34 protein-coding genes are annotated in these 25722 nt (G+C 62.4%); 14 read left to right on the top strand and 20 right to left on the bottom strand.

Features of this window, described 5'->3' with window-relative positions:
- Positions 1-9: 9 nt before the first annotated feature.
- From D3877_RS23575 to D3877_RS23495, 18 genes are all read right to left on the bottom strand, one after another.
- Positions 10-348 carry a DUF3768 domain-containing protein gene (locus D3877_RS23575; RefSeq protein ID WP_119833259.1) on the bottom strand — a complete coding sequence of 113 codons (339 nt, stop codon included), beginning with the start codon at positions 346-348 and terminating at the stop codon, positions 10-12.
- A 20-nt stretch (positions 349-368) separates the two neighbouring features.
- Positions 369-893, bottom strand: a complete 525-nt coding sequence (locus D3877_RS23570; protein WP_119833258.1) for a hypothetical protein — start codon at positions 891-893, stop codon at positions 369-371.
- Between the two features lie 8 nt (positions 894-901).
- Positions 902-1648 (bottom strand): hypothetical protein, encoded by a 747-nt coding sequence (locus D3877_RS23565; RefSeq protein ID WP_119833257.1) that lies wholly within the window; start codon positions 1646-1648, stop codon positions 902-904.
- Positions 1635-2078 (bottom strand): hypothetical protein, encoded by a 444-nt coding sequence (locus D3877_RS23560; RefSeq protein ID WP_119833256.1) that lies wholly within the window; start codon positions 2076-2078, stop codon positions 1635-1637. Before D3877_RS23560 ends, D3877_RS23565 begins: the two co-directional genes overlap by 14 nt.
- A gap of 1 nt (position 2079) precedes the next feature.
- Positions 2080-2259 (bottom strand): hypothetical protein, encoded by a 180-nt coding sequence (locus tag D3877_RS23555; RefSeq protein WP_119833255.1) that lies wholly within the window; start codon positions 2257-2259, stop codon positions 2080-2082.
- Positions 2260-2478: 219 nt separating this feature from the next.
- Positions 2479-3483, bottom strand: coding sequence for a hypothetical protein (locus D3877_RS23550; protein ID WP_119833254.1), 1005 nt, complete (start codon positions 3481-3483; stop codon positions 2479-2481).
- A 59-nt stretch (positions 3484-3542) separates the two neighbouring features.
- Positions 3543-3767 carry a hypothetical protein gene (locus D3877_RS23545; RefSeq protein ID WP_119833253.1) on the bottom strand — a complete coding sequence of 75 codons (225 nt, stop codon included), beginning with the start codon at positions 3765-3767 and terminating at the stop codon, positions 3543-3545.
- Positions 3767-3946, bottom strand: coding sequence for a hypothetical protein (locus D3877_RS23540; RefSeq protein WP_119833252.1), 180 nt, complete (start codon positions 3944-3946; stop codon positions 3767-3769). Before D3877_RS23540 ends, D3877_RS23545 begins: the two co-directional genes overlap by 1 nt.
- On the bottom strand, positions 3946-4149 hold the full coding sequence (locus tag D3877_RS23535) for a hypothetical protein (protein ID WP_119833251.1): 204 nt from the start codon (positions 4147-4149) through the stop codon (positions 3946-3948). The genes D3877_RS23540 and D3877_RS23535 overlap by 1 nt, the downstream gene beginning before the upstream one ends.
- Position 4150: 1 nt before the next feature.
- Positions 4151-4486 (bottom strand): hypothetical protein, encoded by a 336-nt coding sequence (locus D3877_RS23530; protein WP_119833250.1) that lies wholly within the window; start codon positions 4484-4486, stop codon positions 4151-4153.
- 21 nt (positions 4487-4507) lie between these two features.
- Positions 4508-4900, bottom strand: coding sequence for a hypothetical protein (locus tag D3877_RS23525; protein WP_119833249.1), 393 nt, complete (start codon positions 4898-4900; stop codon positions 4508-4510).
- Positions 4901-5051: 151 nt separating this feature from the next.
- Positions 5052-5291, bottom strand: coding sequence for a hypothetical protein (locus tag D3877_RS23520; RefSeq protein ID WP_119833248.1), 240 nt, complete (start codon positions 5289-5291; stop codon positions 5052-5054).
- Positions 5292-5477: 186 nt separating this feature from the next.
- On the bottom strand, positions 5478-5717 hold the full coding sequence (locus D3877_RS29575) for a DUF2384 domain-containing protein (protein WP_147395269.1): 240 nt from the start codon (positions 5715-5717) through the stop codon (positions 5478-5480).
- Between the two features lie 235 nt (positions 5718-5952).
- Positions 5953-6858 (bottom strand): hypothetical protein, encoded by a 906-nt coding sequence (locus tag D3877_RS23510; RefSeq protein WP_119833246.1) that lies wholly within the window; start codon positions 6856-6858, stop codon positions 5953-5955.
- A 277-nt stretch (positions 6859-7135) separates the two neighbouring features.
- Positions 7136-7303, bottom strand: coding sequence for a hypothetical protein (locus D3877_RS29980; protein WP_158599981.1), 168 nt, complete (start codon positions 7301-7303; stop codon positions 7136-7138).
- Between the two features lies 1 nt (position 7304).
- Positions 7305-7505 carry a hypothetical protein gene (locus tag D3877_RS23505; protein WP_238475044.1) on the bottom strand — a complete coding sequence of 67 codons (201 nt, stop codon included), beginning with the start codon at positions 7503-7505 and terminating at the stop codon, positions 7305-7307.
- Positions 7506-7864: 359 nt separating this feature from the next.
- Positions 7865-8365 (bottom strand): hypothetical protein, encoded by a 501-nt coding sequence (locus D3877_RS23500; protein ID WP_119833245.1) that lies wholly within the window; start codon positions 8363-8365, stop codon positions 7865-7867.
- A 221-nt stretch (positions 8366-8586) separates the two neighbouring features.
- Entirely contained in the window at positions 8587-9162 is a 576-nt protein-coding gene (locus D3877_RS23495; RefSeq protein WP_147395268.1) for a hypothetical protein, read from the bottom strand.
- Between the two features lie 443 nt (positions 9163-9605).
- On the opposite strand from D3877_RS23495, the gene D3877_RS23490 reads away from it, so the two are divergent.
- From D3877_RS23490 to D3877_RS29570, 10 genes are all read left to right on the top strand, one after another.
- Positions 9606-9998, top strand: a complete 393-nt coding sequence (locus D3877_RS23490) for a phage tail fiber protein (RefSeq protein ID WP_119833243.1) — start codon at positions 9606-9608, stop codon at positions 9996-9998.
- 3 nt (positions 9999-10001) lie between these two features.
- A complete protein-coding gene (locus tag D3877_RS23485) occupies positions 10002-11087 on the top strand; it encodes a hypothetical protein (protein ID WP_147395267.1) in 1086 nt (361 codons plus the stop codon).
- A complete protein-coding gene (locus D3877_RS23480) occupies positions 11068-11370 on the top strand; it encodes a formylglycine-generating enzyme family protein (RefSeq protein WP_119833241.1) in 303 nt (100 codons plus the stop codon). Before D3877_RS23485 ends, D3877_RS23480 begins: the two co-directional genes overlap by 20 nt.
- Before the next feature lie 146 nt (positions 11371-11516).
- Complete coding sequence (locus tag D3877_RS23475) at positions 11517-11882, top strand: hypothetical protein (protein ID WP_119833240.1); 366 nt, start codon at positions 11517-11519, stop codon at positions 11880-11882.
- Between the two features lie 10 nt (positions 11883-11892).
- Positions 11893-12318 (top strand): hypothetical protein, encoded by a 426-nt coding sequence (locus tag D3877_RS23470; RefSeq protein WP_119833239.1) that lies wholly within the window; start codon positions 11893-11895, stop codon positions 12316-12318.
- Between the two features lie 27 nt (positions 12319-12345).
- On the top strand, positions 12346-13299 hold the full coding sequence (locus D3877_RS23465; protein WP_119833238.1) for a hypothetical protein: 954 nt from the start codon (positions 12346-12348) through the stop codon (positions 13297-13299).
- A 108-nt stretch (positions 13300-13407) separates the two neighbouring features.
- Entirely contained in the window at positions 13408-13710 is a 303-nt protein-coding gene (locus tag D3877_RS23460; RefSeq protein WP_158599980.1) for a hypothetical protein, read from the top strand.
- Positions 13707-14744: a phage tail fiber repeat family protein gene (locus D3877_RS23455; protein WP_119833236.1), complete on the top strand. Its 1038-nt coding sequence runs from the start codon at positions 13707-13709 to the stop codon at positions 14742-14744. Before D3877_RS23460 ends, D3877_RS23455 begins: the two co-directional genes overlap by 4 nt.
- Positions 14744-15811 carry a WD40 repeat domain-containing protein gene (locus D3877_RS23450; protein WP_119833235.1) on the top strand — a complete coding sequence of 356 codons (1068 nt, stop codon included), beginning with the start codon at positions 14744-14746 and terminating at the stop codon, positions 15809-15811. The genes D3877_RS23455 and D3877_RS23450 overlap by 1 nt, the downstream gene beginning before the upstream one ends.
- A 287-nt stretch (positions 15812-16098) precedes the next feature.
- Entirely contained in the window at positions 16099-17643 is a 1545-nt protein-coding gene (locus D3877_RS29570) for a hypothetical protein (RefSeq protein ID WP_147395266.1), read from the top strand.
- A 190-nt stretch (positions 17644-17833) separates the two neighbouring features.
- Here the strand turns inward: D3877_RS29570 and D3877_RS23445 are convergent, their stop codons facing one another.
- Complete coding sequence (locus D3877_RS23445; protein WP_119833234.1) at positions 17834-20266, bottom strand: phage/plasmid primase, P4 family; 2433 nt, start codon at positions 20264-20266, stop codon at positions 17834-17836.
- A complete protein-coding gene (locus D3877_RS23440; RefSeq protein WP_119833233.1) occupies positions 20259-20741 on the bottom strand; it encodes a hypothetical protein in 483 nt (160 codons plus the stop codon). The genes D3877_RS23445 and D3877_RS23440 overlap by 8 nt, the downstream gene beginning before the upstream one ends.
- Positions 20742-20874: 133 nt before the next feature.
- Here D3877_RS23440 and D3877_RS23435 point away from each other — a divergent pair, with 133 nt between their 5' ends.
- From D3877_RS23435 to D3877_RS23420, 4 genes are all read left to right on the top strand, one after another.
- Positions 20875-22605: a phage terminase large subunit family protein gene (locus tag D3877_RS23435; RefSeq protein ID WP_119833232.1), complete on the top strand. Its 1731-nt coding sequence runs from the start codon at positions 20875-20877 to the stop codon at positions 22603-22605.
- Positions 22599-24053, top strand: a complete 1455-nt coding sequence (locus D3877_RS23430; protein ID WP_119833231.1) for a hypothetical protein — start codon at positions 22599-22601, stop codon at positions 24051-24053. Before D3877_RS23435 ends, D3877_RS23430 begins: the two co-directional genes overlap by 7 nt.
- A gap of 88 nt (positions 24054-24141) precedes the next feature.
- Entirely contained in the window at positions 24142-25278 is a 1137-nt protein-coding gene (locus D3877_RS23425; protein ID WP_119833230.1) for a hypothetical protein, read from the top strand.
- A 12-nt stretch (positions 25279-25290) separates the two neighbouring features.
- A complete protein-coding gene (locus D3877_RS23420) occupies positions 25291-25689 on the top strand; it encodes a hypothetical protein (protein WP_119833229.1) in 399 nt (132 codons plus the stop codon).
- The last annotated feature ends 33 nt before the right edge of the window (positions 25690-25722 follow it).

The raw sequence follows: 25722 nt of genomic DNA, 5'->3' as shown, positions 1-25722 counted from the left end.
TGTGGTGTCTCAATATTCCTCGGCCAGCATGATGGTGAGGACGCGGATCGTCTTATCCGGGTCGCTCGGATCTTCAGAGGCGAACTCCAGGTTCAGATCATAGTAGTCGATCTTCCAGAAGAACTTCTGGTCGTCGATCTCGAACGAACCGAAGTCGTGCTCTCCGTAAGGGTCGTTGTCCTCCGTGAACTCGGAGAAGGTCCGCACCCTGGTGTAGACCTGGGCGATGGTGGTCGCCGACAGGGCAAGCACGCCCTGGGTGACGGTGCAGGCGCCGAGCGTCTTCGGCACGAGCGGAATGAGGGCGCGGAGTTGATCGTTCAACGCCGCGATGGTTTGGTTGCTCATGATTCCCCCGTGTTTCAGGATCACGCCGCGTCCCGGACCCGGTGTCTGCGGCACAAAAGCTCGTAGTAGTCGCCCCAGGTGGACAGCTCGAAGCGGTCCTGTTCGGTGTCGTAAACGATGGTCGCCGAGTAGGTGTCGCCCGTGTTGACGTACACCGCAGCGGTGTTGCCGAAGTAACGGTCGATCCTCACCCCCTCCACACCGATGGGTTCGGTGCCGTGCCCTTCGATGATCTCGTTCAGGGCTTCCAGGATCAGGTCATGCTCGGGCGGCGGGCTGTAGCAGCGGGCGGCATACGCCTTCACCGTCTCGAACGTCGTCGGCTTCAGCGTTCCATGAAGGAGGTCGCGGATTTGTTGGGCTTGGGCTTTATCCAGGTGCGGAAAATGCGCCAGGAGACGCCGTATCGTTGGTGCGCGGTACATCGGATCTCCAGTCGGCCACAGGTTGCCGTCCGGTTCGGTGGGGGGAGTGTCGGGGAGGATCGGGTCGCGTTCGATCAAGTCGAACAGGCGGCGGCTGATCTCTTGGCGAGACAAGGACATGCCGAGGGTCAGGCCGTGTCGTCCGCGTCCAGGACCTGTTCGGCTCCGCAGTGGGGGCAGTCATCGCCCTCGTGCCCGATCACCTCGTGGCAGGAGACGCAGACCCGATCATAGATGGTGTCGTCCTCGTCCGGCGCGTCGAGCTGGATGGCGAAGAAGAGGTCGCTTCCCGATCCCTCGCCGCTGTCGATGAAGCCGCCCTTTTCCTCGGCGATGGCCTCCAGCGCGTCGCGCCACGCCTCGTCCAGGATCACGTCCGCCTCGGTCTGGTTGGTGGTCCAGGCGGCGTAAACCTTACCGCTCGGGGTCAGGGCGAAGACCGAACCGAGGAAGCCGCGACCAATCAGGGCGCCCTCTTCCTCCTCGCTGTTGGCCTTGGCGTCGGCGACGATGGCGTCCCAGTTGAAGCCAGCTTCCAGGGCGGCGCGGTAGTGGGTTTCCAGGTCCACGTCGCCCGCTTCGCACGCCTTCAGGGCGAGGGTCTTGAACTCCTCCCCATGCGGGCTGCCGGTGTGTTCGCCCGGATCGTCGGCCTTCAGCAGGTCGATGATTTCGGGGATGGTCAGGGTCAGCGCGTCCAGTTCGTTGGCGGACGTCACCAGCATGAAATTGTAGGGCCGGTCATCCAGCTCCTCCACGATGTGGACGAAGCCGTCATATTGGCCGGTGTCCGCGTGGATCACGCCAACGAAGGCGCCCAGCCCATCGGGCGGGAAGCCGTGAACCGGAATGGTGTTGGTCTCAATGCGCAGCATGGGATGGACTCCGGGTCAAAGATGTTGGGCGAGCGATCCGGCGACCAAGCCGACGATCTGGGTGCGGGGATTTCCCAATAGGGGTCGGGCCGTAGCGGACCTCGATCTCCGGTTCGCTGTCGGGATCGTCGGGGTCATGATCGGGGTTCTCTTCCACCTCGACCGTGGCCTCCGGTTCGGCGGTGTGCAGGCCGCCGTCCTCATCGACGTAGAGGCAGCCGATGTCCTCGAAGAAGGCGCCGATCTCACGGCAGGCGGTCGAGAAGTCGAACCGCTTGGCGCCGTCATCGAACGGGCCGCAACGCTCGCCCTCGGCGTCGAGGAAGACCGGGCCTTCGTTCAGATCCAACGTCGCCAGGGAGATCAGGCGCTTGACGGTGTCCGGCATCTGGCCGGCGATGTATTCCCGCACCGAATCATAACGGGACATGTCATTCCTCCCATTTCAGGTATCGAATGTCGGGGTAGTGGCGCATCACCTCGTCCATCGACTGGCCGATCATCTCGGCGAGGTCGCGAAGATCATGCGGGTGCCACTCGGCGCGCAGGTTCAGGCGATGGGTGAGGCCGGAATTGGAAAGCCGCAGTCGCCCGGCGAGTTCGCCTTGCATGTAGCCGTGTTCCTGGAGCTGGGATTTGACCCAGTGCTGCCAGTGGGCGACATCCAGGTCTGGCTCCCGGTGCTTTCGGCCGGTGAGCTTTCGGCCTTTTGTGGGGGCTGGTGAACCTGTCGGGCGTTGGGGACGGGGCACGAGGTCATCTCCACCTTGAATTACAGAGGTGCAGGTTCCACCGCTCCCGCAGCGATTGATGGCGCGCTTAATTGAGCGTCAGGTCTGGGCGATTGCCTTCCGCGCCCGACGGATGTCGCCGACTTTGATGAAGAACTCTTCGACGGCCTCGTCCGGCCGGAGGTCGTCCGGGTCGGGATCGACCAACATGTCTTCCCACAGCGTCTTTTCGGCGAACGGCTTCAGCGCTTCGGCCAATTCGTCCACCGGGTTGGTCAGGTTTGGCGCTGGCAGCTCCAGGTGTTCGGCGAGCCGCTTGGCTTCGTCACGGGCACGTTCCGCCTGCCACTCCCGGTGCTTCACCAAGAGCGGGATCAGGGTGCTGACGATCAATTCGCCGAACTTGGCGTAACCGCCGCCCGCAAAGCGCGGCAGGCCCAGCAGTAGGCGAGCGGGCGGCACACAGCCGCAGCAGATGTAGGCGGCGCAAATGTCCCAACTCAGGTCCATGCCGCCGCCGGTCAGGACGATGGCGTGGGACTGAACGCGCTCAATCCAGACCAAAGAGGTGGCGCCGGCGTGCTTGTCGATCCGTTCGGCCGCCGTTTCCTCGTCCAGCTCGTAGGCGAGGCTCACCGGCCAATAGAAATTCATGGCCGGCTCGAAGCCGTCTTTCCAATCGTAGTAGGAGTCGCTGTCCTTGAAGTTGTCCCGCGCTTGTTCGATGGCGTCGGTGTCATGCTCCTCCTTGGCCTCGGCCATGTCGGCCTCGACTCCCGTGATCTGTTCGGCGGTCAGCAGGGTGCGCCAGTTCTCGAACAGCCAGTCGTCCGGGTCCTGGGCGTAGGTGTTGGCGATGTCGGCGGCCCGCCTGTCCTGGTCCGTGGTCGTGTGGCTGATGAGGTTGTCGCGCAACCAGTCTTCGGCGTCGAACTCGTCTGGCGCCGCGTCATACTCGTCGAGCAGGGCTATGGTGATGGGCGGAAGGACGACCCGGACGCCTTCGCCTTCTTCGCCACGCAGATCGTCCCAATCCTCGACATCCACCGAACGGGTTTCGATGGAGTCATGGGACCACCCATCACGCTTGAGGAATTCAAGCATGTTCAGTCTCCAATTGTGTTTGTGGGCGCGGTTCGGCACCCAGCCTCGGGTGTTCGCGATTACCGGTAGTTGGTTTCTTCGACCTCGAAGTAGACACGAGCCTCATGGAAACGGCACTTGATGCCGTGAGCCACGATCCACTCGGGCGAGCCGATACCGATGTAGACGGCGAAGGCGCCGCCCGGTTTGTGTTCAGGCGAGACCAGCACGGCGGTGATCTCGGCCAGCTTCGACGCCCCTTCCTGGGGGATCGGTCGGCGGTAGATGTTGCGGATCACATCCATCAGAAGCGCCTCACGATCTTGACCTCGGCCGGCTGGTCGGCCCGCCGGTAATTGCGGTCGTTGGCGTAATCGTTGGCGATGCGCTCGGCATCGACCACGGTGTTGGCCCGGACGATCACCTCACGGGTCTCGCCCGTGGTCCGGTCCTGAATGGCGAGGGTCGCGTATCCGTGGAGCATCAGATGTCCTCCCCCTCGAAATGAAGCTCGGACATGAAAACCGCATGGTCGAAGTCGATGCCTTCGCGGACGGCGAGATGCCGGAGATCGGTCAGCAGGTCGGTCAGATTGTCCTCGACCGGCTCGTCCAACTGGTGGACGCTGCGGGCGTAGGTGTGGACGGCATTGAGCGCGTCGTTCGCCCGGTCAGTGTTGCTGCGCATGTCAAGCCGCCGCCTTCTTCGCGTTGTTGGCGTTGGCGGCCTGGAGCTTCAGGGCCAGGGCGAGGCGGGCCTTCTGCGCCTTGGCGGCCAGCGCGGTGGCGCGCTCGCCGGTCGCCTTCAGCAGCTTTGCCTCCAGCTTGCGGGCGCGGCGCTCCTCCTGCGTCTGGTGCGGGGTGGACATCACCTTCAGGGACAGGCCGGGGATGTACTGGAAATGGTTCGTCTTGGTGGAGAGCGCGGCGTTGCGCGCCAGCAGCTTTTCCAGCATGCGCAGATGCGACTTCTTGCCCGGACCCTGCTGGTGGCGGTGGGACGGGGTGATGATGAGGCGTTGCACTGGGCGATCTCCTGGTTTGGGTCAGAGGCCGGTGGTTGCGGCGACTTCCTCGGGGGTGAAATTCGTGCGGTGGAAGCTGCCGACATAATCGTCCAGCGCCTCCAGAGCCTCGGCGACGGTCTTGCCCCGCCCCACCGTGTGGCACTCCTCGTACTTGGCGCCCGCGTCGCGGAACCAATGCGAGAGGAAGACCGGGGCGCTGTAAGGGCTGGAGTTGGTGGAGAAGGTGATGGTGAAATGCCCCTGGCCGATCCGGGCGGTGGCCGCGTCGAGGCGGTCGGCCACCATCTCGATGGTCATCTGGCCCTTCGCGCGGTGGTAAGCCTCGACCAAGGTGGCGGCCGTGATTTCCTTCGGGGGGTTGCAGGCGTCGTGGAACTCGGTGAGTTCCTGGCGAGAGACCTGAGCGTTCATGTTGGGGTGCTCCAGTTCATGCCAAAACGATAACGCCGCCCGGAGGGGCGGCGCTTGTCAGGACTGGGTTAGGAATGCTTTGGTAACTTGGTCGTGAACTGCGTTGGATTGTCGGCGGCTGTCGCTTGTGAGGGCGGTCCAGAATCAGGCGTCAATTCTGATAAGCGTCCACGACCTCGAACCCACTGTCGTCCACCGACACGACGACGTGGCTCACGCTCTGACCGTATCCGGCCAAGGTGTGTTCGTTGATTTCCAGCAGGTCATCGACGACCTTTTGAGGATCGAATTTGGCCGCTGCGATGCGTTCCGCTTCTTCCGCAGAGGAAGCCTCGACCTCGAAGGCGACGCCGACAGCGGCGCTTGCTTCAAAGTGGACGTGATACTTCATCGGACGTTCCTCTGGAGTTGAAGCATGGGGAGTTGGGTGTTGATGTCGGGGTGATCCTGTCCTTGCCGAAACGATAACGCCGCCCGGAGGGACGGCGTTTGTGGGGATCAGGTTAGGGGAGCGGGGCTAAGTCCAGAATACTCGGTGCCTGAAATCGCAAAGGGCCGTGTTCTGTCGATTGACCGCTCACTGTTTTTCTCCGCGATCTTCAAACAGATAAGATTGAACAGCCGATATTCCGGCCTCTGTCATGCAAGCTTCGACGGCCCTCTTGTTCGTTTCAACGAAATTTTTTGCGTCTTCTTCACCGTTAAAGAGGGCATCGTCTGAAACGTCATCAATTTCAAGATAGGCCACACAGAGTCCCCGGTTGCGGAGTTCCTGTATCAGCTCATAGTTCTGGTGTGTGGAGAGTGAATTGGGCATTTCTATTCACCTCGCTGGAACTGAAGCAGGGCATGGAGCACGGCACCGATCTGCGCCTTGATCTCCGGCGTCTTCGTGCGGTTGTACATGCGCCCCAAATACTCGGCCTGTAGGCAAAGGCCGTGACCGGGGTCGGTGAAGGTTCGTTCGTTCGTGGGGGTGGGCCAGGATTTGGCCTTTGGAATGTGGGATCGGACCACATAGGCCGGGACGCCGACTTGACCGTCCGGCGCGACTACGATTGGTAGGTCCATTGAATTTGCTCCAGCATCGTCCGAACCCATTTCTCCTCAATGGCGAGTTCTTGCATGAGGTCATGCAGATAGCGGTTGTTCGGTCGGTTCAGCAGCCACTTGGTGTAGCGCGGTAGCAACTCCGGCTGCTGGTGGATACAGCCCAGCATGTAGAGGAGGTCTTCCCGGAGGTCGCCCAGGGTCTCTCCGTCCAACGTGATGGCCTCGGGCACCGGTTGGTTGACGGCAACCGGTGCGTGAACGGGCTGGACCGGGGTGTCGGTCTGGGCTAGGGCATGGGCCGGGATGATAAGGTGCGTGGGGTTCACGCACATGTCATTGCGGCAAGCCTTCTTGAACCGGCCCTGGAGTGGACGGCGGTTAAACAGCTCCCACACGGCGTGATGGGCAGCCTGTCCTTTCAGCTTGGGCAGGCGCTTTTGGCCGAACTGCTGCACTGGCCCGGTCCACTCCCAGCAGCGGGTGCGGTACTCCTCCTGCCACGCTGGCGGGTCGAGGACCAGCAGCATGAGGAGGGTTTGGGCGTCGGGCCAAGTCACATCCACGGCCGAGCGGCTGCGTTGTTGCGGAGCCTGTCCGGGTTTGCGGCCCGGTCTTTGGCGCGGTGCGCGGGCCTGATGCTTCGGGTTCACGCAGTCAGGGGAGATGCACGTCGCCAACGGTCGGAGCGTGTAGCCATCCCCAACTGGGGCCTGGGTCAGGGTCTCGTAGAGCCAGTAACGGAGGGTTTGCTGCCGGCCGTCAGCCGTGACCTTGCGTCGGCCGGGGTCCAGCCAACACTCGTCTGGGTAGTCGATGAGCGGCCGATTCATGAGCCGGGCCATGGCCTGGGCATCACCGGTCAGTTCGTCGCTTATCTGGGACAGAGTGATAGATTTTCGACCCATTTTTAAGAGTTCCAATGGATTAGTGTTTTTCTCCTTGGATCAGATTTCGTGAATTTCCCCTTATATACAAAATTATTATTATTAGAGATGCAGCCCTATTGACAATGAAGTCTCTAGAGGCTCTTAGGAGAGAAAATCTAATCCAAGGAGAAAGGGATTAAGATTTTGATGTGATGAGAAATTATGGGTCTGAGAATGTCTCTGAAGCTGGGCTGCGGCATCGGCGGCGGTTGAAGGCGGTGCCGGGGCTTGTCGCCCCGTCCCCACCTCCTGGCAATTACCGCCGAACAAACCGAATACCCTTGGCCTGTCCTTCGACCGGCTTCTGTCGCTGGGGAGTTCCGTTCTCGGCCAGGGCCAGAGCGGCAAGGGTGGCGAGTTCCAGCTTTGGACGGCGCTTTCCGCCCTTGTAGACAACCTCGAAGGTCCGGTCTTTGCGGGTCATGTTATGCCTCCAGAAGTCTTTTGAGGGTGTGGTGGGGGAGAGTTCCACGGTCGGCGATGAGGTTCGCCTCGACCGATGAAATACCGACGTGGATCAGCCGGTTGATGACTTGCCAGCGTCGGATTTGTCCGGCTTCGAGCAGATCAAGAGCCTCTTTCGCGAAGCCGAGTTTGGTTTTTCCGCCAGGAATGCGAGCGATCACTGTTCCCTCCCTGATTTTGGGGAACCAACCTGCGGCTGGTTTTGAGGTGGATTGCGACCAGGGGCGGCTTGGTTCGGATCGGGGCCAGAACCGGGGTCAGGGTCAGGACCAGGGCGGCGCCGAATTTCATTTTCCGCGAGGCCATCGTTGTGCTCGTACTGAGCATAATGATGGGTGCGCCCCCGCCCTGGCTCTGACCCTGACGCCGACCCGGCAGCGCTCTATCCCGACCGCTGTCCAACTTTTGGACGGCGGCCAGATCAGGACGCGGCTCTCCTATCCACCCTGGGCCAGGGCCGGGGCGTCAGCGGCATCCGGCGGTCAGCCGGTACTGGCGCTGGAAACGATGAAACTCTGTATCAGGACAGCGCCCAGCGCTTTTTCGGACCCATGCCCTTGGGCACGGGCGGCTCGAACACCTGCTTGGCCTTGCCCGGCTTGCGGGCGGCCCGCTTGTCGGCCTGGGCCTGGGCCGCGACTTGAACGCGGTGGTCGGTGTCGGCCAGTATGTGATGCACGCGCTGGGGCACGACCGGATCGGGAAAGTCGAGCATGTCCCGGAACGCGCCCAGGCCGTCATCAGGGATGTCCTCGTCCCGCATGGGCGGGGCGTCGGGGAAATCCGGGAAGACCCGCTCGGGCAGCGAGGGGCGCCACGCGGCGGGACGGGCCATGCGCGAGGACCACTCGGCGGTCAGGCTGTCCAGGCTGTCACGCTCCGGCCCATCCGGGGCTTTGGCCTCGGGGAGCATTTGGCGCAAGGCCGCATACTCGGCCAGGACCAGGGCGTCGAACGCGGCCCGGTCCTCAATCCACCCGCCGGCCCGGTCTTTCGCCGCTTGGACCAGGAACCCGAACATCGGGTGCCGGTCCAACTTTTGGATTTGGGGTCGCATCGGACACACCTCTCCTACAGCGTCCCGTCCAAATTTTGAACGAGACCGGGTTGTGGGCACGCCAAACGCCCCGCGCCAGAACATGGCGCAGGGTTCGTTCGAGGCTTATGACGGCCCACTCCAAGAATGGGCCTTCATAAACGCCGGGCGCTGGCGGGGGGAGTTTCCCCCCGCCGGGTTGCGTGTCAGGCGGCTTGCTGAAGAGGGGCGGCGTGCTGGGCGCGGGCCGTGACCAGCCCCCGGACGGCGGCGAGAATGTCCTCAAGCTCTTGGTCGCTGAACTCGCTGTCGTCCGCATTGAGCAAGGTGAGGATCTTTTCCGCCGCGCCTTTCGCGGGCTTGGCGTCTTTCTTCGGCCCTTCCAACAGGGCTTTCAAACCATCCATGGTCAGGGGCAGGTTGCCAGCCTGCAAATCCGCCTTGATCTGAACCACAATCAGGTTGACGGCTTCTTGCAAGTCGCTCGCCTTCAAGGTTTCCCGGAACGCCTTGTCTCCCTTGGACAGGCGAGCGGCGAGCTTCCACCCCGTTTGCGCGAAGGTGTAGGCCGTGGTCCGCTTGTTCCCGCTCGTTTGGAACGTATCGACCAACTGTTCGCGCACCGTTTCAGCGGGAATTTTCTTGTCCGTGTTCCACCCGTTGACGCCCGCAAGGTAGGTCAGCGCCGTGGAAGCCGCCAAATGGATGAGGCGATCCGACACCCCGTCGAAAGCCGCCGCCGTCAACTTCATGGCGGACGTGTAGGTTACTTGCGTCGTCATGTTCGATACCCCGTTCAAAATTTGGATGGGTCCGGGAAGTGGGCGCACCTGTCCTGTCTTCGTCCTTTCTGTCCAACATTTGGACATGGGACGGATTTAGACAGACTTCTCCTATCGACGCCCTTGCCTTCTCCTTCGATGGGCGAGTGATTTGTTAATCACCGTAGACACACCATAGCACAGGGGTAGGCCGTGACTTGCCATAAGCGCAGGGCCGGGGCGAAGGGTACACCCTTTATTTACAATGGGTTGAAGGGTACGGGGTGGGGGTCCCCCCTTCATCTCGACCGATGAAATTTCCAGAAATTCGGAAATGTACTTTTATTACTTCAACTTGAACCTGAGTTACTGCCGCGCCGTGAACCCAGTCCTGAACGGCGCCGGTCGCCCCGATCCCGTAGCTTGGCCCGATCCAACGATTCACTTGTTTGGGAGCCAGCTCCATGTCCGCGTTCTCCGACTACATGGAAAACGAGATCATCAACTTCTTTCTTCGGGGCAACCCGAACAACACGACCCCGCCCGGTGCGGTTTACCTCGCGCTCTACACCTCGAACCCGAACGACGACAATTCCGGCGTCGAGGTTACGGGCGGCAGTTACGTCCGCCAGCTCATCACCTTCTCGGACCCAAGCGACGGCGTCAGCGCGAACGAGAACCTGCTGACCTTCCCCGTCGCGACCGCCGCCTGGGGAACGATCTCCCATGTCGGCGTGATGTCCGCCCAGAGCGGGGGGCAGCTTCTCTATTACGGCGCGGTCACGCCCTCCAACACGGTGGCCGCCGGGGGCCGGATGGAGTTCCCCATCGGGTCGATCCAGGCCAGCAACCAGTAAGTCATGCAGCTCACCCGTCTCCTTTCCGAACGCCGATGGGTGAGGCGGGCGACCTCCTCACCCTGCGAGGGGGACGTGTTCCTGCTGTGCGAGGATGGGCTGTGTCTGCTGTGCGAGGACGGCGAGCCGATCCTGCTGCTGACGTGCGAGGCCGCCTGTCCCGTCCTGCTGTGTCAGGACGGCGTGCCGCTCCTCTGCGAGGACGGAACCCAGATACTGCTGGCGGTCTGCGCCCCGACCGAGGTCACGACCCACACCGCCTACGCCGAACCGATGATCGGCGAGGCCGACCTGATCGGCGACCTGTTCGTGAATGTGCCCCACAACCGCCTTCGCGGTCGGGGCCGTTTCGCCGCCATCGGCGCGATCCACCGCAAGCAGGTGGTCGAGCTGAAGGGGTTCGGTCGGTTCCATAACCCGATCACAGCCAAGGTCAATTGGGTGGCCGGCGCCCAGGTCCAGGGCAAGGCCACGCTGAAGGCCCTTCAAGGCGCCCACAGCGTCGGCGCCGCAGCGCTCCTCGCCAAGGGCAAGCTGGTGGCGAAGGGGGCGACCCTCGCCGTTCCGACCGCCCGTTTCCTGGGCAGGGGCACGCTGGCCGTCCAGGATGCCACCGTTGACGACATCGGCATCATCATGCCGGGGGTCGCAAGCCTGGTTGTCGGGGAGATCTCCCACCAGCAGACCTACAAGGCCAAGCTCTGGAGCGTCGGCGAAACCTCCACCCTGACAGCCAACCCGGTCTCTTTCACGCTGATGACCGGCGCCGCCACGCTGGTGGGCGAAGGAACGCTGATCTTCGCGCCGCCGATGATCGTCGTGCTCGTCGGCGCCGCGACCCTCTCCGTGGCAACCGCCTTCCACCAGGGCCGTGCCGACCTCGACGCCTACGGCGACCTCTTCGCCATGGGCGCCCTGTTCGATCCGAACGCCACCCGGCCCGTCCCCGACGGCTACCTCTACCCGGTCGATGACGCCGACGTGGACGCCTACGAGACCATCGACTGTAGCGAATACGGCAACGGGGTCTTCCCCGACTTCAACGAAGACTATGACGGAGATTTCTACGATGCCGCTTCCGATGGATGACAACCGGCAGCCTGTCCAGGCCCTGCACCCGGTCGGCTGCCACCAGATGTCTCTGACCGCCGGGGAGTGGACCTCCACCGCCACGTTCAAGGTGGAGGAGGTGCTGGCCGTCGAACTTCAGCCGGAATACGACACCGTCATCCGCTTCTACGACGGCGGCCCGGAAGTGTATCTGCGCGGCGGGGGATACTTCGTCTACGACACCCGCCAATACACCAAGCTGGATGCGCGCCCCGGCCCGACCGCCACCGCCGGTCTTCTTGTGGTCACGGAGCTGGGTTAGGGCCGCAACCCTTACCCGTCTGCTGCATGACAGCGCTCCTGGGGCTGGTAGGGTCTGGGTGTTGCTCGCACTCGTGGCGGGTTCTCCTGGGGCGGGGGAAGAGGGCCGGGACTGGGGCGTCCCGGCCTTCACGCTTCCGAAGGCCGATGAGCGGACGGACAATCTCACAACTCGATCTGGCGCTCCCCCTGACCGGGGATGAATGGCTACCCATCGTCCAGAACGGGGTGACGCGCCGACTCAAGATCAGCGACCTCCTGCGCGCCGGGTTTACAGGATCGGACATTCGCTCCCTCAAGGTCGCCATCGACCAGGACGGTCAGACCGTCTTCACGATGCCGGGCGACGTTTACGAGGTCGAGCAAGTCCAGATCAACGGCCAGGGGCTGTCGCCCGAGAGCTTCACCTACTCGGCGCCGACGCTGACCATCCTCAACCTTCCGTATCGGCTCGAAACCGTGGACGAACTTTTGATCGTCTACTCGGCGCTGCCCGCAGCAACCCAAACCTGAGAGTCTGACCATGGCGAGCACGCAACGCCTCAAACAGATTGCCATCCCGGCCTACAACCTCGCCCTCGGCGACGCCGAGGGCCGTGGCGCGTCGCTGGCGCCCGGCGGCGACGGCTACGTCCTGACGATGGAAGGCGGCGCCCCGGTGTGGATGCCCTCCCAGGGCGGCATCGTCTTCGAGCGCCGCAGCTTCACCGAGGCTGGTCCGGCGATTGCGACGACCGGCATCCACACCCTCAACACCACCCTGCCGGATGGTCTTCAGGGTGGGAACAAGGATGGTCTGATCGTGACCATCAACGGCATGGGCATCGACCTTACGGCGGTCTCGCTCGATGGAGCCGGCCCCTACGTGGTCAAGATCGATATGGGTGTCGTCGGCTACTCGCTGGATAGCAGCGATACGGTCGCCGTCTACTACATGACCTCCACCTAACATTTACCTGAAGGGAGCATCGCCACCATGGCAAAGACTTTGCTGAAGCTGAAGCAGGTTCAGGCCACCGAGAACTTCGACTTCGGCGGCTTCATCCTGTCGAACCTGGGCGCTCCGGTCGCGGCCAACGACGTGACCCGCAAGGCGTATGTGGATTCCGAGGTCTCCAAGGTTGCGGGCGCAATGACCTACAAGGGGATCTGGGACGCCACCCAGAACCTGCCGGTCCTGCCGACCGCCGCCGCCGACAACAAGGGGCATTACTACGTCGTGGCCGTCGCCGGCACGACCGTCATCGACGGCGTGGCCGACTGGGAACAGCGCGACTGGGTGGTCTCGAACGGCGCCGACTGGGAGAAGATCGACAACACCGACAAGGTGGTCTCGGTCTTCGGTCGGTCGGGTCCGATCCTGGCCGAAGCGGGCGACTATGCGGCGGAACAGGTGACGTTCACCCCGGTCGGCAGTCTCCAGGCCACCGACGTGCAGGGCGCGCTGGTCGAGGTCGATGGCGACGTGACGGCGCTCACCGGCCGCGTCACGACCGCCGAGGCCGACATCGACGCGCTGGAAGGCCGCGTCACCAACGCCGAGGCCGACGCGACCGCGCTGGAGGCCCGCGTCACGGCGAGCGAAGGTGAGATCGACACCCTTCAGGCCGCCGACAGCGCGCTGACCGACCGGGTGACGGCGGTCGAGGGCGCGCTGCCGACCAAGCTGAACGCGGCCCTGGCGGCGGGCCGCATCTTCGTCGGCAACGCGGACGGCACGGCGGTCGCCGCGACCTTCGTGGTCCGCGAGGCGGCGGTGGCGAACGGCGGCTTCACCTCCTTCGCCCTGGCCGCAACCCCGGTTGCCGGCACCGAACAGGTCTACATCAACGGCCTGCTGGTGGACGTGGTGGACGATTACACCGTGGACGGGGTGAACATCCTGCCGGTGGCCGCCCTGTCGGCGACCGACAAGGTGCGCGTCACCTAACATCGCCCTGGCGTAAGCCAACACGAGGAGGGGGTGGTGCGTTGCGCCACCCCTTTTCTCTTTGCGCGGAGGGGAGCGATGTCAGGTCTCGTCAACGCGGACGCCCCCTTGATCCGCATGGCCCGAGGAGCCGCCCGCTGGCTCATGGGGTTGGACGGGGATGAAGACCCAGACCGCGTGACCTACAGGGTCTACACGGGCTGGGGTTCCGACACAGACGGGGGACGGTTTCCCGGCCTTGAGGTCCCGGTCGCGGAAGCGGACGGCGGGATTTTCGGCGTTGGCGAGACCCGTGATCCCGTCACCCAGAGCGTCGTCCCTTCGGTTGATCGAAAGGGCAACATCACCGTCTTCCCCCTCTCGGCGTTCGACAACCCGAACTTCACCCTGGATGGTGGGGATTATTCATGAGCTATTCGCGCATCCTGTTGAAGACCGCCCGCACGGCGGGGGCTGTTCCCTCGACCAGCGACCTTGCCCTGCGCGAGATCGCCTTCGACGACGTGGACTCGATCTACGTCCGCAAGACGGACGGGAGCATCGTCAAGGTCGGCGGGTCGAGCATCGACGGCATCGACGATGTTCCCGGTCTCCAGGCGGCCCTGGACGCCAAGGCCGCGAACTCCCACACCCATACCATCGCCAGCGTGACCGATCTCCAGACCAAGCTGGACGGCAAGGCCGAGGCCGTCCACACGCAGGACGCCTCCACGATCACGAGCGGGGTGTTCGACATCGCCCGCATCCCAACCGCCGCGCTGGAGCGGATGGTCGGGGTGGCGAACACGGCGGCCCGGCTGGCGCTGACCACGGCCACGGTTCAACTCGGCGACTTCGTGAAGGAGGCCGACACCGGCAACGTCTACATCGTCACCGACCAGACGCAGTTGACCGTGGAGGCGGGCTACACCGCGTTCAGCGCTGGCACGGCGGCCTCGGTTCCGTGGACGGGGGTGACGGGGAAGCCGGACAGCTTCACCCCGAGCGCCCACACCCACGCGATCTCGGACGTGACGAACCTCCAGACCACCTTGGACGGCAAGGCGGCGACGAGCCACACCCACGCCATCGCCACCGTCACGGGTCTCCAGGCCGCGCTGGACGCGAAGGCCGACGCCACCGCGATCAGCAACCCCTCTCTGAAGGTCGGCGCCGTCACGGTGTCCGGGGCCAACGTCACGCTGGACCACGCGACGGGCGTGCTGTTCAGCCACACGGCGACTGCGGCCTACACCGTCATCCTGTCGGGCGCGCCGACCAGCGGCGAAGCCGTCTACATCCTGCGCCTGACCAACGGCGGGGCGTTCACCCCGACATGGCCGAGTGGGATCGTCTGGCTGGGCGGTGAAGTCCCCTCCCTGTCCTCGTCCGGGACGGACGAGATTCATCTTCGCCGGTCAGTCGATGGATCGGTGGTCCGTGCCTTCGCCGTGGTGGGGTTCTGATGCTGGAGTGCCTGACCGCGTACCACTCGGCCTGCCTTGCAAAGGCCGCCAGTGCAAAGGCCGTCATCTTGCCGACCGATCCGGTCATCTACTTCGGTCACAGTTTCGACGGCGCCAAATACATTTCGACCTGGAACTTCCAGAAAGCCCGGTGGGACAGCCGGACATTCTCGACCTACGCCAGCCAAGGGCCGAGTTGCAAGCAGGTGTGCCCATCCAGCGATGGGCGTCTCGCGGTGATTCTGACCGGCACCGTCAACAAGCTGGTGATCTTCAACGCCGACACCCAGGATGTGATCGCCGAGATCGACGGAACCTTCACCAAGATCATTGGGTGGCGACCGACCGCCAACGATGTGCTGGCCGTCACGGACGCCGGCGGGTACGTGAAGTTCTATGACGCCGCGACCTGGACCCCGGTGTCTGGCGCCTACAGTCGTTCCACGGCGGTGAACGCGGGGGAGTGGTCCCCTGACGGGGCTTACATCGTTCTGGGCTTCGCATCCGGCAGTTCCTCAAGCCCATCCTTCCAGGTCATCGCCTGGGCGACCATGACCGCTTTCTCCAACCAGCTCACGGTTTCGACCGCCATAACCTCGCTGACTGTGGCGAAGGGGCGAGAAGGAACGGCAATATTTGTTTACTATGTCCTGAGCAACAACCTTTATGGCGCGTATCTAAACACATCAACATCAAAAATAATAACCTTAAGCCTAATAACAAGCATCGGCTTTCTGAACAATTTTGTTTCCACATCAAGCAAACTTGCGGGCATCGTGAATGGGTCCGTGGCGAACACCGCCTTCCGCGTCACCAATTGGACTGCGGTGAGCGGCCTACCGGCAGCCTCGACCGCGACCAACTACAACGCCGTGACCTGGACCGGAGGGGGCACGCTGGTGGCGGCCTCTCCGCAAGGACGGTATCTCCTGGGGCGTATATCCCAAACCTCGGGCATGACGAAGCAATTCAATTACTACGACGCCTCTCTGTCCGCCTATTATGCGGGCTTTGACACGGGCCTGAGTGTCAATGATTTCCGATGGGACCCACGAGGTTCGCTGTGAAGGAAAGCCCCGCTTCATCGGCGGGGCTTGTTGCTTGCGGCCGTTCCTGTCCAGTTAAGACACTTACTGTATGTGGGGTTGCTGCATCCGCTACTTGAAAGGCTACTGTGCGCTAGGAGCGGATGTGTGGGGAGAGGGCTTTTCTTTTGGCGATTTTTCATGCGTATTAATATATGAATCAGGCTATCATGATCCTTTGATGGGAGGCAGGTTGTAAAATTCTGCGCTGAGAACCCGTTTAAAATGATGGGGAATTTTCTAAAATCCAAAGTAGGAGCACGCTTCCAATGACCGAGCAATCACGCATTTTGACAGCATCGTCTCCCGAGCACTTGCTCGTTGAACGCATTGCGCTTCAAGAGCGCCAGATGGTTCATGATTGCCTCGCTCCGTACGAGCCGATTTCTGCAACATATGCTTGGCTTGATACTCTTCGCGCTATCGAAGAGTGCATTAACTTAATAAACGTCGATTGGGACGATGACGAATTTGAAGAATACATATACTCTCTCCCGCTCAGCCTGCACGTCGAATTGACACCGCAGTTTCAGGCTGTGCGCCAATTATTTATTAAAAAATTCAGCAGAAATTTCGCAAACCGCTTTACCAATCTTATAAGGTATGGCGTAGGTATAGCGACAGGTTTTGATGCACACGGACACTCTGAGATCGCTTCTTATTTTAGAACAGTCGGATCTATGATAATCTATCTTCAATCGCGACGGCGCCATTTCATAGCTCTACTTCATATGATTCCGAAGGCATGTTGCGGAAATAAGGCTGTAATACCTTACGATGCGCTCCTTATCTTCCTGCCGATGATTGAGCTCAACGGAGTTCAATTGAAAGGCGCACAGAACGCGCTGAAGGTGAAGCTGTCTCGGACAAAACTTGGTCTGCCGGCGCAAGAATCTGCTGAATTGGCAATGCTAGATCCATTTTTTCTTGAGCCCGAGCGAGCACCGATCATCAATATGCCAATCACGGACGATGTTACACAATGGGCGATGAGGGAAACGTTAAGTCCAGACAGAATTTTCTCAGCTGCTGAACTCCGAAATGATATTCTCAATATCGAAATAGCCTATTCAGAATTCGAATTGGCGAAGACAGAATTTCCATCTGCGGCAGGAATAGTGCGTCGTTTATCCATCAATTTTGTGGAAAAGGACTTTTGGATCGTAGTAAGTCCAGAAGATATTTCAGCGCTATTTGATGAATTTAGAGCGCCACCAGACTTGAAATCTGCATTTCTCTCATCGGGAGTGACCTATCTAGATTGTCTGTCTACTTATTCCCCTTTTGTTTTAATCAATGGCGTCTATCGATCAACCGTTACACTTCTGAGTCGTTTTATCTACTACTGGCGCGCTCGGTGCCTTGATCGTCAAAAGCGTTATCAGATCCGCACAGGCTTCATATTTGAAGAAGCGGTTCGCCAGGAGATAAGCCGACAGGGCTTCGTTGTGCAAGATGTACGGCGCATCAATCGTCGTGAGTTTGATGTTGTAACTGTTCGGGATGGCGTAATTTGGAACATTCAATGCAAAAACAATTTTACTGATATCGATTATCTCGAGGCGGACGCTTCGCGCTTTGCTAGATTCAATTATAGGCTAGTGCGTGCTTATGAGAGCGCCTTGTTAAAGGAAAAGAACCGAGAACATCTACTGAAGGAGAAGCTGGCGCTGAACGAGGTCCAACACATGGTGGTGTCACGCTTCCCGGTCGTTAGTGACAATCCGAGATTCGTGCCGTATAGCCGCATAAAGATGTTCGGTGAAATAGCCAATGACGTGATTTCCCATAACCAAAAAGGTGTGGTTTCTTAAGGATGCCGCGAAAATCAGAGAGCATAACACGTATAGCATGACTTAGTCGGTTCATATGATGTTGATTGGGAGGTCGCGATGCACGCTTTACCTTCCCTCTATGCCGTGGGTGACTGCCTAAACCGGGTAGGCACGCTTGCAACGTTCTGCCAGTAGAACAGCTCGATCAGGTCGGGCCGGGTGATTTCGATCACGCGGCCTCGGCGGGCGTCGCAGAGGTGCCGTTCACGTACAACACTTGGGTGTTTCCATCCTTGTCCTTCTGCGAAATGGGCGTGAAGCCGAAGACGTTCGCCAAATTCTCCATCCGACCCAAGAAGCTCCTCAAGGTAACAGGCCGGGCATCCCCCGCCTCGGCGCAGAAGCGATAGTATTCGGTGTAGAGTTGTGTCGATGAGGTGGGGGCGGAATTCAGGCATAGGACGCCCACGCCCTTCTGCTTCATAAAAAAACGCACGCTGTCATTGGCGTCCGCCATTGCCTCCACGGCCTGGGCGTGAGACGCCGGGATGGTGTAGCTGTGCTGGCGGATCAGGCGCGGCATCCCCTGGATCGCCCAGGCGGTGATCGCCTCGCGCTCCTCGGCGATCAGGATGTCCGCGAAGTCGAGTTGCACGTCTTCCAGCGGGACCGGCTGGTTGAAGGTCAGGACCAGCCAGCGGCGGTTGAACCCTTCCGACGTGTCCCTGGTCTTCGGCAGATGGTTCGACCCGAACCAGTGGGCGCACATCGGTCGGATGTCGAAGGCGTCCTTCCCCTTGTACTGGACCGGGATGCTCTCGCCCTCGACCACCTGCTTGAAGATGTCGCCCTGGATGTATTTGCTTTCGGACAGTTCGCCCGCCACGTTCAGCAGCTTGCCGACGAAACCGACCGGCATGAACTTGTCGCCCCAGGTGTTCGGCGGGATGTTGCTCACCGCCTCCTCGGGCAGCAGGCCGCGCATCACCTTCAGCACCTGGGATTTGCCGGAGCGGGCCACGCCGACCAGCAGGACCGCGCGCTGGAGGCGCGGCGCCATGCCCATGAGCGTGGCGCACATCGCCTCCTGGAGGGCCGTGATCTTGTCCGGGCGGTCGGCGTCCTTGGCCCAGCGCTCGTTCAGAAAGGCCAGCCAGCGCGGGCAACGGTCGGCCAGCTCGGGCATGTAGCGGTAGGGCAGACAGTAGGTCGCCCCATAGGCCGGATCGTGCGGCAGCATCCGGCCATCCTGGGAAAGGTAGCCGTTGGCGAAGTTGATGCCGACGAGGGCGCTATCGACCAGCGGGCGGGAGACCTTGCGGCCCATCACCTTGAGGATGCCGCTGTGATCCGCCGCCTTGCGGGCGGCGGGAAGATCGCCGTAATCGTTCGAGATCAGGCGGTAGATGTCCTCGTCGATCTTCCGTTCCCAGTGCGAGCCGGTCCAGGACCAGAATTTGTTGAAGGCGAACCGCACCTCGCCGAAGCGGCGCAGGTCGGCCAGCACCTGTTCGGCGATCTCGCTGTGGTCGGTGCCGACCACCTCGCCCTGGCGCAGTTCCCGCAGCCGCCGCTTCAGCGACGTGAAGGAAATGCCGGTCATCGAGGTCTCGGCGATCCAGCGGAGGATTTGCTCCTCGTGCAGAGCGTCGAACTGCTGGCGGGCGATCCGGTCCAGCGCCTTGTTCACCTCATCGACGCGGCGAAGATCCTCGGGAGGAAGCGCGCCAAGCGCGGCGTCCAGGTGGGTCCGCACCTGTTCGGGCGTCCATTCCTGGTTCTCGTCGGTGATGACGTTCAGGCCCAGCCCGGACTTCATCTCCCCCGACAGGTTGGCGTCCCAACCGACCGGCAACATGCGGCGCTTGTCCCCGGTCACATCCGAGACCAGGAACTCCGCCATGCGGACGATGCCCTTGTTGATGTCAACGTCGTCGCCCGCGACCTTCTCCACGCGGGCGTCGTGCCAACCGCGCATCTGGGCGACGGCTTCGAGGAACGTGACCTCGCCGCGCAGGATGGTGTTGGCGTAGAGACCGGCGACCTGGATCATCCGGTTGTCGCGGGCGCCCGGCGCCACCCATTCCGTCAGCTTGGTGAAGCCGTTGGCCGACAGCTCGTAGCCGAGTTCCTTCAGCCCTTCGCGCAGGATGATCTCCACGTCGCGCGGGAGCGGCGGAAGCTCGTCGTAGACTTCCAGCAGATCGACGTTCGCCCGGTAGGGAAGCCCGGTGTCCGGGTGGATCGACGGCGGGATCACGAGCTGCGTCTTGGCGGACAGCAGCTCCATGATGGTCGCGTCGTCCGCCTGCTTGATGCGGAAGGTGCGGTGTCCCGACCAGCGGAAGGCCAGAGCGAATCCCTTGCGGCCAAGACGCCGCCACGGGCTGTGCGGCAGCACGGTGTCGATGAACTGGTGAACCTTGGGGTCGTCGGTGTCCACGTCCAGCATCTCGATGCCGGACTGGGGGCCGAGCGCGACGCCGATGTTCCCGTGGGCGAACTCCGACAGCCAGCGGGCCTTCTGCTCTTCGGTCGGCAGGCTGTCGCTGAACATCTGCCAAGCGTCGATGGCGGGACGCTTCTGGCCCTTGACGAGCGGGATGGCGGGAATGCCGCGCGACCAGAAGGCCGGGGCGTGCGCGGCGAAGAGGTCAGCCATGGTCGTCCTGGGTTTCGAGGGCGGCGCCCAGGCGTTCCATGGCTTCGGCCCGCTGGTCGGGCGTCAGCATGTCCTCGAAGATGCCCAGCACGATGTCCTGGAACTGACCAACCGCCTTCATGCTGCTGGCCCGCTCCGTCAAGGAGATGAGCTTTTCCAGCAGGGCGGTGCGGGTCCGGTAGTAGGACATCCGCTCGGACACGTCGTCGGCCTTCAGCTTCTGGCCGAAGTCGCGGATTTCCAGGTAGAGGGCTTGGGTTTCGTCTTCGAGGATTTGCTGCTTCGATCCGGCGCGGCGCAGAAAAGCCTGGGGGCTGTCGCCGGAACCCGGAGCCAGGAGCTTCAGCAGCTCTTTGACCTTGGCGTCGTAGGAGCAGTCATCCGCGTCCAGATAGGCCGGGTCCAGCCGGAGCTGTTCCTGCACCACCTGGAGCGGGGCCAACGTCTTCTGACTGAGATCAGGGTAGAAGCGCATGGGCGGCCTGGAGTGGGGGGAGGCCCAGATCGTTCGCGACAACGCCCCCTGGGCGCAACGCCAGAGACGTTAGCGAGGATTCGCTAACGTCCTTTCGCTGTGCGCCAAGTCGTCGCCCGACTACCGTCGCCCGATGACCCGTCCAATCCAAGACTTCCTGTCGCGCGCCCGCGCCCGCTTCGATGTCGATCAGGCGGCGAGCTATGGTGACTGGATCACGCAGAACACATTGCTGCGGGGGCGGCCATTCTCGATGGCGAAGTATCCGTTTCAACAGGCCATCGCCGATGACATGCACGAGAATTTGTCGGTCATCAAATGCTCCCAGGTTGGTTTGACCGAGGTTCAGGTCCGCAAAATCCTCGCCTTCGTGAAGCGCAACAAAGGGGTCAACGCGATCTACACGTTGCCCGACGAGGCGATGTTCAAGAAGGTCAGCCAGATGCGGGTGAAACCCTGCATCGAAGAGAACGCCGTCTTCCAGCCGGAGAGCGGGGAGAAGATGGTCCGCTCGATGTCCACGATGCAGTTCGGCACGAGCTTCCTGCTGATGACCAACGCGACGGAGGGCGCCGCCACCTCGACGCCCGCCGATTACCTCGTCCATGACGAGGTGGACCTGACCGATCAGGGAATGCTGTCCCTGTTCCAGTCGCGTCTCCAGAATTCCGAATGGCGGATCAAGCACCGCTTCTCGACCCCGACCTTCTTCGGCTTCGGGATTGACGGCGACTATGAGGTGACGGACCAGCGCGAGTGGGTCATCCGCTGCCCCTATTGCCGTCACGTTCAGATCCCGGACTTCACCCGCGACTTCGTGGTGATCCCCGGTCTGCCCGACGACATCGAAGACCTGGGGCACATCACCGAAAGCCTGATGCCCAAGCTGGACCTTCTCGGCGCCTACGTCATGTGCGAGCGCTGCCACCAAGGCCCACTCGATCTGGACGATGAGGGGCGCCGCTGGGTCGCCCAGCGGCCCGACATCCAGCACGCGCGGGGCTATCGGGTCCGCCCGCTGTCCACCGGCCGCATCGGCATCCCCTACATCATCGGCCAGCTTCTGGAATACAAGCGCCGCGACTATCTGCGCGGCTGGTCGAACACGGTGCTGGGCAAGCCCTACATCGACGGCAACATCCGCCTGGAGCGCGCCGACATCGAGGCGTGCATCGCCCCGGTCCCGACCCGGCCGGATGAGGTGGACCCGACCCGCCCGCATTTCCTGGGCATCGACATGGGCGCGGTCTGCCACCTGATCCTGGGCGTCGGCACGCCGGAGGACTGCGACGCGCTGCTGTTCGAGACGATCCCGGCCAACGACATCGTGGACCGGGTGAAGGGCCTGTGCGGTCAGGTCAACATCGTGGCCGGCGCGGTTGACCGTCACCCCTACACCCCGACCGCCCACGACATCTTCGAGGTCAGCGGGAGGAAGGTGTTCCCCGTCGAGTACCGTGGATCGGCCGAAATCAACATCGTCTTCGACGAGTTCAAGAACCCGGCCTACGCCCAGGCCGACCGCACCTCGCTCCTCGACGTGGCGGCCAAGTCCGTCCGCTCGAAGAGGATCACCCTCTGCGGCTACGGCCACCAGAAGGAAACGATCATCACCCACTTCCGCGACAACGTGCGCGACGAGAAGCCGGAAAGCCCGGCCCGCTGGGTGAAGCTCAAGGGCGACGATCATTACTTCCACGCCCTCGGTTTCATGCTGTTCAGCCTCCGGCTTTGGCAGGCGCTTCAGCCGCTGCGGAAGGCCGAGACGCGAACCCTCTACGAAACCATTGGCGCGGACTGGGTGCCCGACGACGTGGGTCTCCTGGTTCCGTCGAGCCACAGCCAGGGGCTGCTATCATGGTGATGGACCTGTTCAAGCTCGGGGGCTTCAAACGCCGGGCCAATCGCGGCGGCGCCTCGATCACCAACACCTTCAACGGTCAGACGCCGGGCGGGCTGCTTTCCGTCCCGATGTACCAGGAACACATGCGCGACCTGTTCAAGGACAGGTTCCGCAAGGACAGCCGCTCCATCATGAAGGAGGCGTTTCAGGGCGACCCGGACGTGAGCGCCGCCGTCAACGCCTACCTGACCGTCTCGAACACCGACATGCTGGTCAGCGTGCATGATGAGCAGGGAAACCTGGACCGCGAGGGGTACGCCGTCCTTCAGCAGATCATCCGGCGCCTGACGGTGCAGTCCGACTTCTCGGCCTTCCAGCTCAAACCCTCTCTCCGGCTGCTGGCCGCCGAGATGCGCTACATGATCCTGCTGCGCGGCGGCGTGGCGAACGAACTGGTGTTCGACCGCACCCTGGCCCCCAGCGAAATCCGGCAGGTGGACCTCGCCACGGTGCGCTGGAAGGAGCCGAAGCCCGGCCAGTACAAGCCGGTGCAAATCCCGGCGGGGGGAGTGGGCGAAATCCCGCTCGACATCCCGACCTTCTTCGTCAGCTTCTTCCGCCGCGACCCGACCTCGATCTACACGAACAGCCATTTCGTCTCGGCGATCAACACCATCGCCGCGCGTCAGCAGGTCATCAACGATCTGTACCGGATCATGTACGTCACCGGCTTCCCGCGCATTGACATCAAGGTGCTGGAGGATGTGGTTCGCCAGTCCGCGCCCGCCGACGTTCAGGCGGACGCCGACAAGATGGCGAATTGGGCGCGGAGCAAGTTGCAGGAGATCGCCAAGTCCTTCGGCTCGCTGCGGGTGGATCAGGCGTTCATCCATTGGGACAGCGTGGAAGCCTCCATCATCAACGACGACAACCCCGGCGTGGGCATCGACATCTCGAAGGTCATCGACGTTCTGAACGCCCAGAACCAGGCGGCCCTGAAGGTGATGTCCACGATCATCGGCCGGGGGGAGAGCGGCGTGAACACGGCGTCGGTCGAGGCCCGCATCTTTTCCATGAACGCGGACGAGATCAACGAGCCGGTGGCCGACAATCTGTCCCGCCTCTTCACCTTCGCGCTGATGATGCAGGGCCGCGCCAACTACGCGGTGGTCCGCTTCCGCAAGGCTGAACTCCGGCCTTCGCTGGAGCTGGAAAACCACATGACCATGCGCCAGTCCCGTCTGCTGTCGCTGCTGTCCCTGGGCCTCATCAACGACGACGAGTTCCACATGGAAATGTTCGGTCGCCACCGACCGGACGACGCGCCCGCCCTGGCTGGCACCGGCTTCATGACGGTCAGCTCGACCACCACCGACACCAGTGCCGAGGAGAGCGGCAACGCCCTCGACCGCAGCCTGACCCCGGAGGGCAGCGCCGTGGCGAACAGCAAAATGGTCAAGAAGAGTTAGGGCTGGACCAGTAATCCCTATCACGTTGAAGCAGCCGAACCCATTCGGTCAACTTGCCCAGACCTCACCCCTTTACTTGGATGACGGCATGGGCAAGCGGGTCCAAGTCACCGATGTCATTGCCAGCCGGATCAAGACGACGGCCGGCAACGACGTCAATCTCGACAACCTCGTGGTCTACGAGGCCCTGGCGCTGAACACCCTGCCGATCCGGCAGAAGGGGTCGATCTTCGACGGCGCCGTGGTCTCCGAACGCACGATGACCGAGATGGCCGCCATGCTCCAGCGGGGCGAGGGCGTGCCGATCCAGGTGATGCACGACACCAAGGTGCTCCCGGTCGGCAAGGCGTTCTGGGCCGAGATCACGCGCGACCGCTCCAACCGCCCGCAGCTTCCGGTCCAGTTCTACATCCCGAACACCGAGACCGATCTCATCAACAAGATCGAGAACGCCACCGTCGATGAGGTGTCGGTCGGATTCCAGGCCAAGACGATCACCTGTTCCAAGTGTGGGTTCGACTATCTCGGCCCGGACGCGGACTTCATGAACGTCCTCTCCCTGACCTGTGAGAACGGCCACGCCATCGGCAAGGACAGCGTCCACACCCACGTCGATGGTCTCAGCGCTTGGCACGAGATGTCCCTGGTCGGCAAGGGGGCCGCGAACGGGGCGAAGATTCTGTCCCAGGCCGCCGCGCAGGGCGCCGCCCTGACCGCCAGCGGCACGACGGGCAAGGCCCTCCTCCTTCAACTGACGGCATCGAAAGAACCCACCATGCCCGATCCCGTGACCGTGAACCTGTCCGAACTGACGGGCTTCGCGTCCCAGTTGGCGACCGCCCAGGCGGACCTCGCCACCGCCAAGAAAGACCTCGACGCCAAGGGCGGCGAGGTCGCCAGCCTGACCGCCAAGATCGACGGCCTCAACACCCAGATCACCGAACTCGCGGCGAAGCTGGCCGAGGCCGAGAAGGTCGAGCCGGTCAAGATCGACACCGATCCGACGCTCTCCTTCCTGACGGACCAGTTCACCAAGCTGCACGTCGCCCTCGGCCAGAAGGACGCGACCGCGCCCAAGACGGCGACGGAGCTGATCGCTGGCATCACGGCGGCGCAGGGCAAGCTCTCGTCGCTGATTCCGGTCGGCGGGGTCGCCACCGGCGCGGTCTCCGACGCCGCCAAGGGCGCCGGTTTCACCAACGCCGCCTTCAAGTCGCGCAATTAAGGAGCAGGTTCCATGGCCTACAACGGCATTGGCATGGGTGTGACGCTGCTGGGTCTCGACCACCCGGAGTTCGGCTACACCGTCTATCTCGCCTCGGGCACCGGCAAGGCCCACGTCGGCTGCGCGCTGTCGGCCGACACCACCGCCAACACGATGAAGCCCGCCGCCGATGGCGACATCGTCCGGGGCGTCCTCTTCACCGTCGAGGACCGCAGCCAGGAAGGCATCCTGGTCGGCGCCATGCAGACCAAGGGCGGCTACAAGCTGCCGGTCAAGAGCGGCGCCACCATCAACGTCGGCCAGTCGGTCGTCGGCGCCGGGGACGGGACCGTCAAGGCGGCGACCACCGCGCAACCCAACAATTTCGTGGCCGAGGTTCTGACCGGCTACGTCGTCGTCGTCTTCCAGTAAGCCCGCGTCGGCTTCAACAAGGGTCTCAATCCT

Source organism: Azospirillum cavernae, from assembly GCF_003590795.1.
Lineage (GTDB): Bacteria > Pseudomonadota > Alphaproteobacteria > Azospirillales > Azospirillaceae > Azospirillum > Azospirillum cavernae.
Note: the sequence above shows the minus strand (reverse complement) of the source record. Positions and strands in the feature narration are given on the sequence as shown.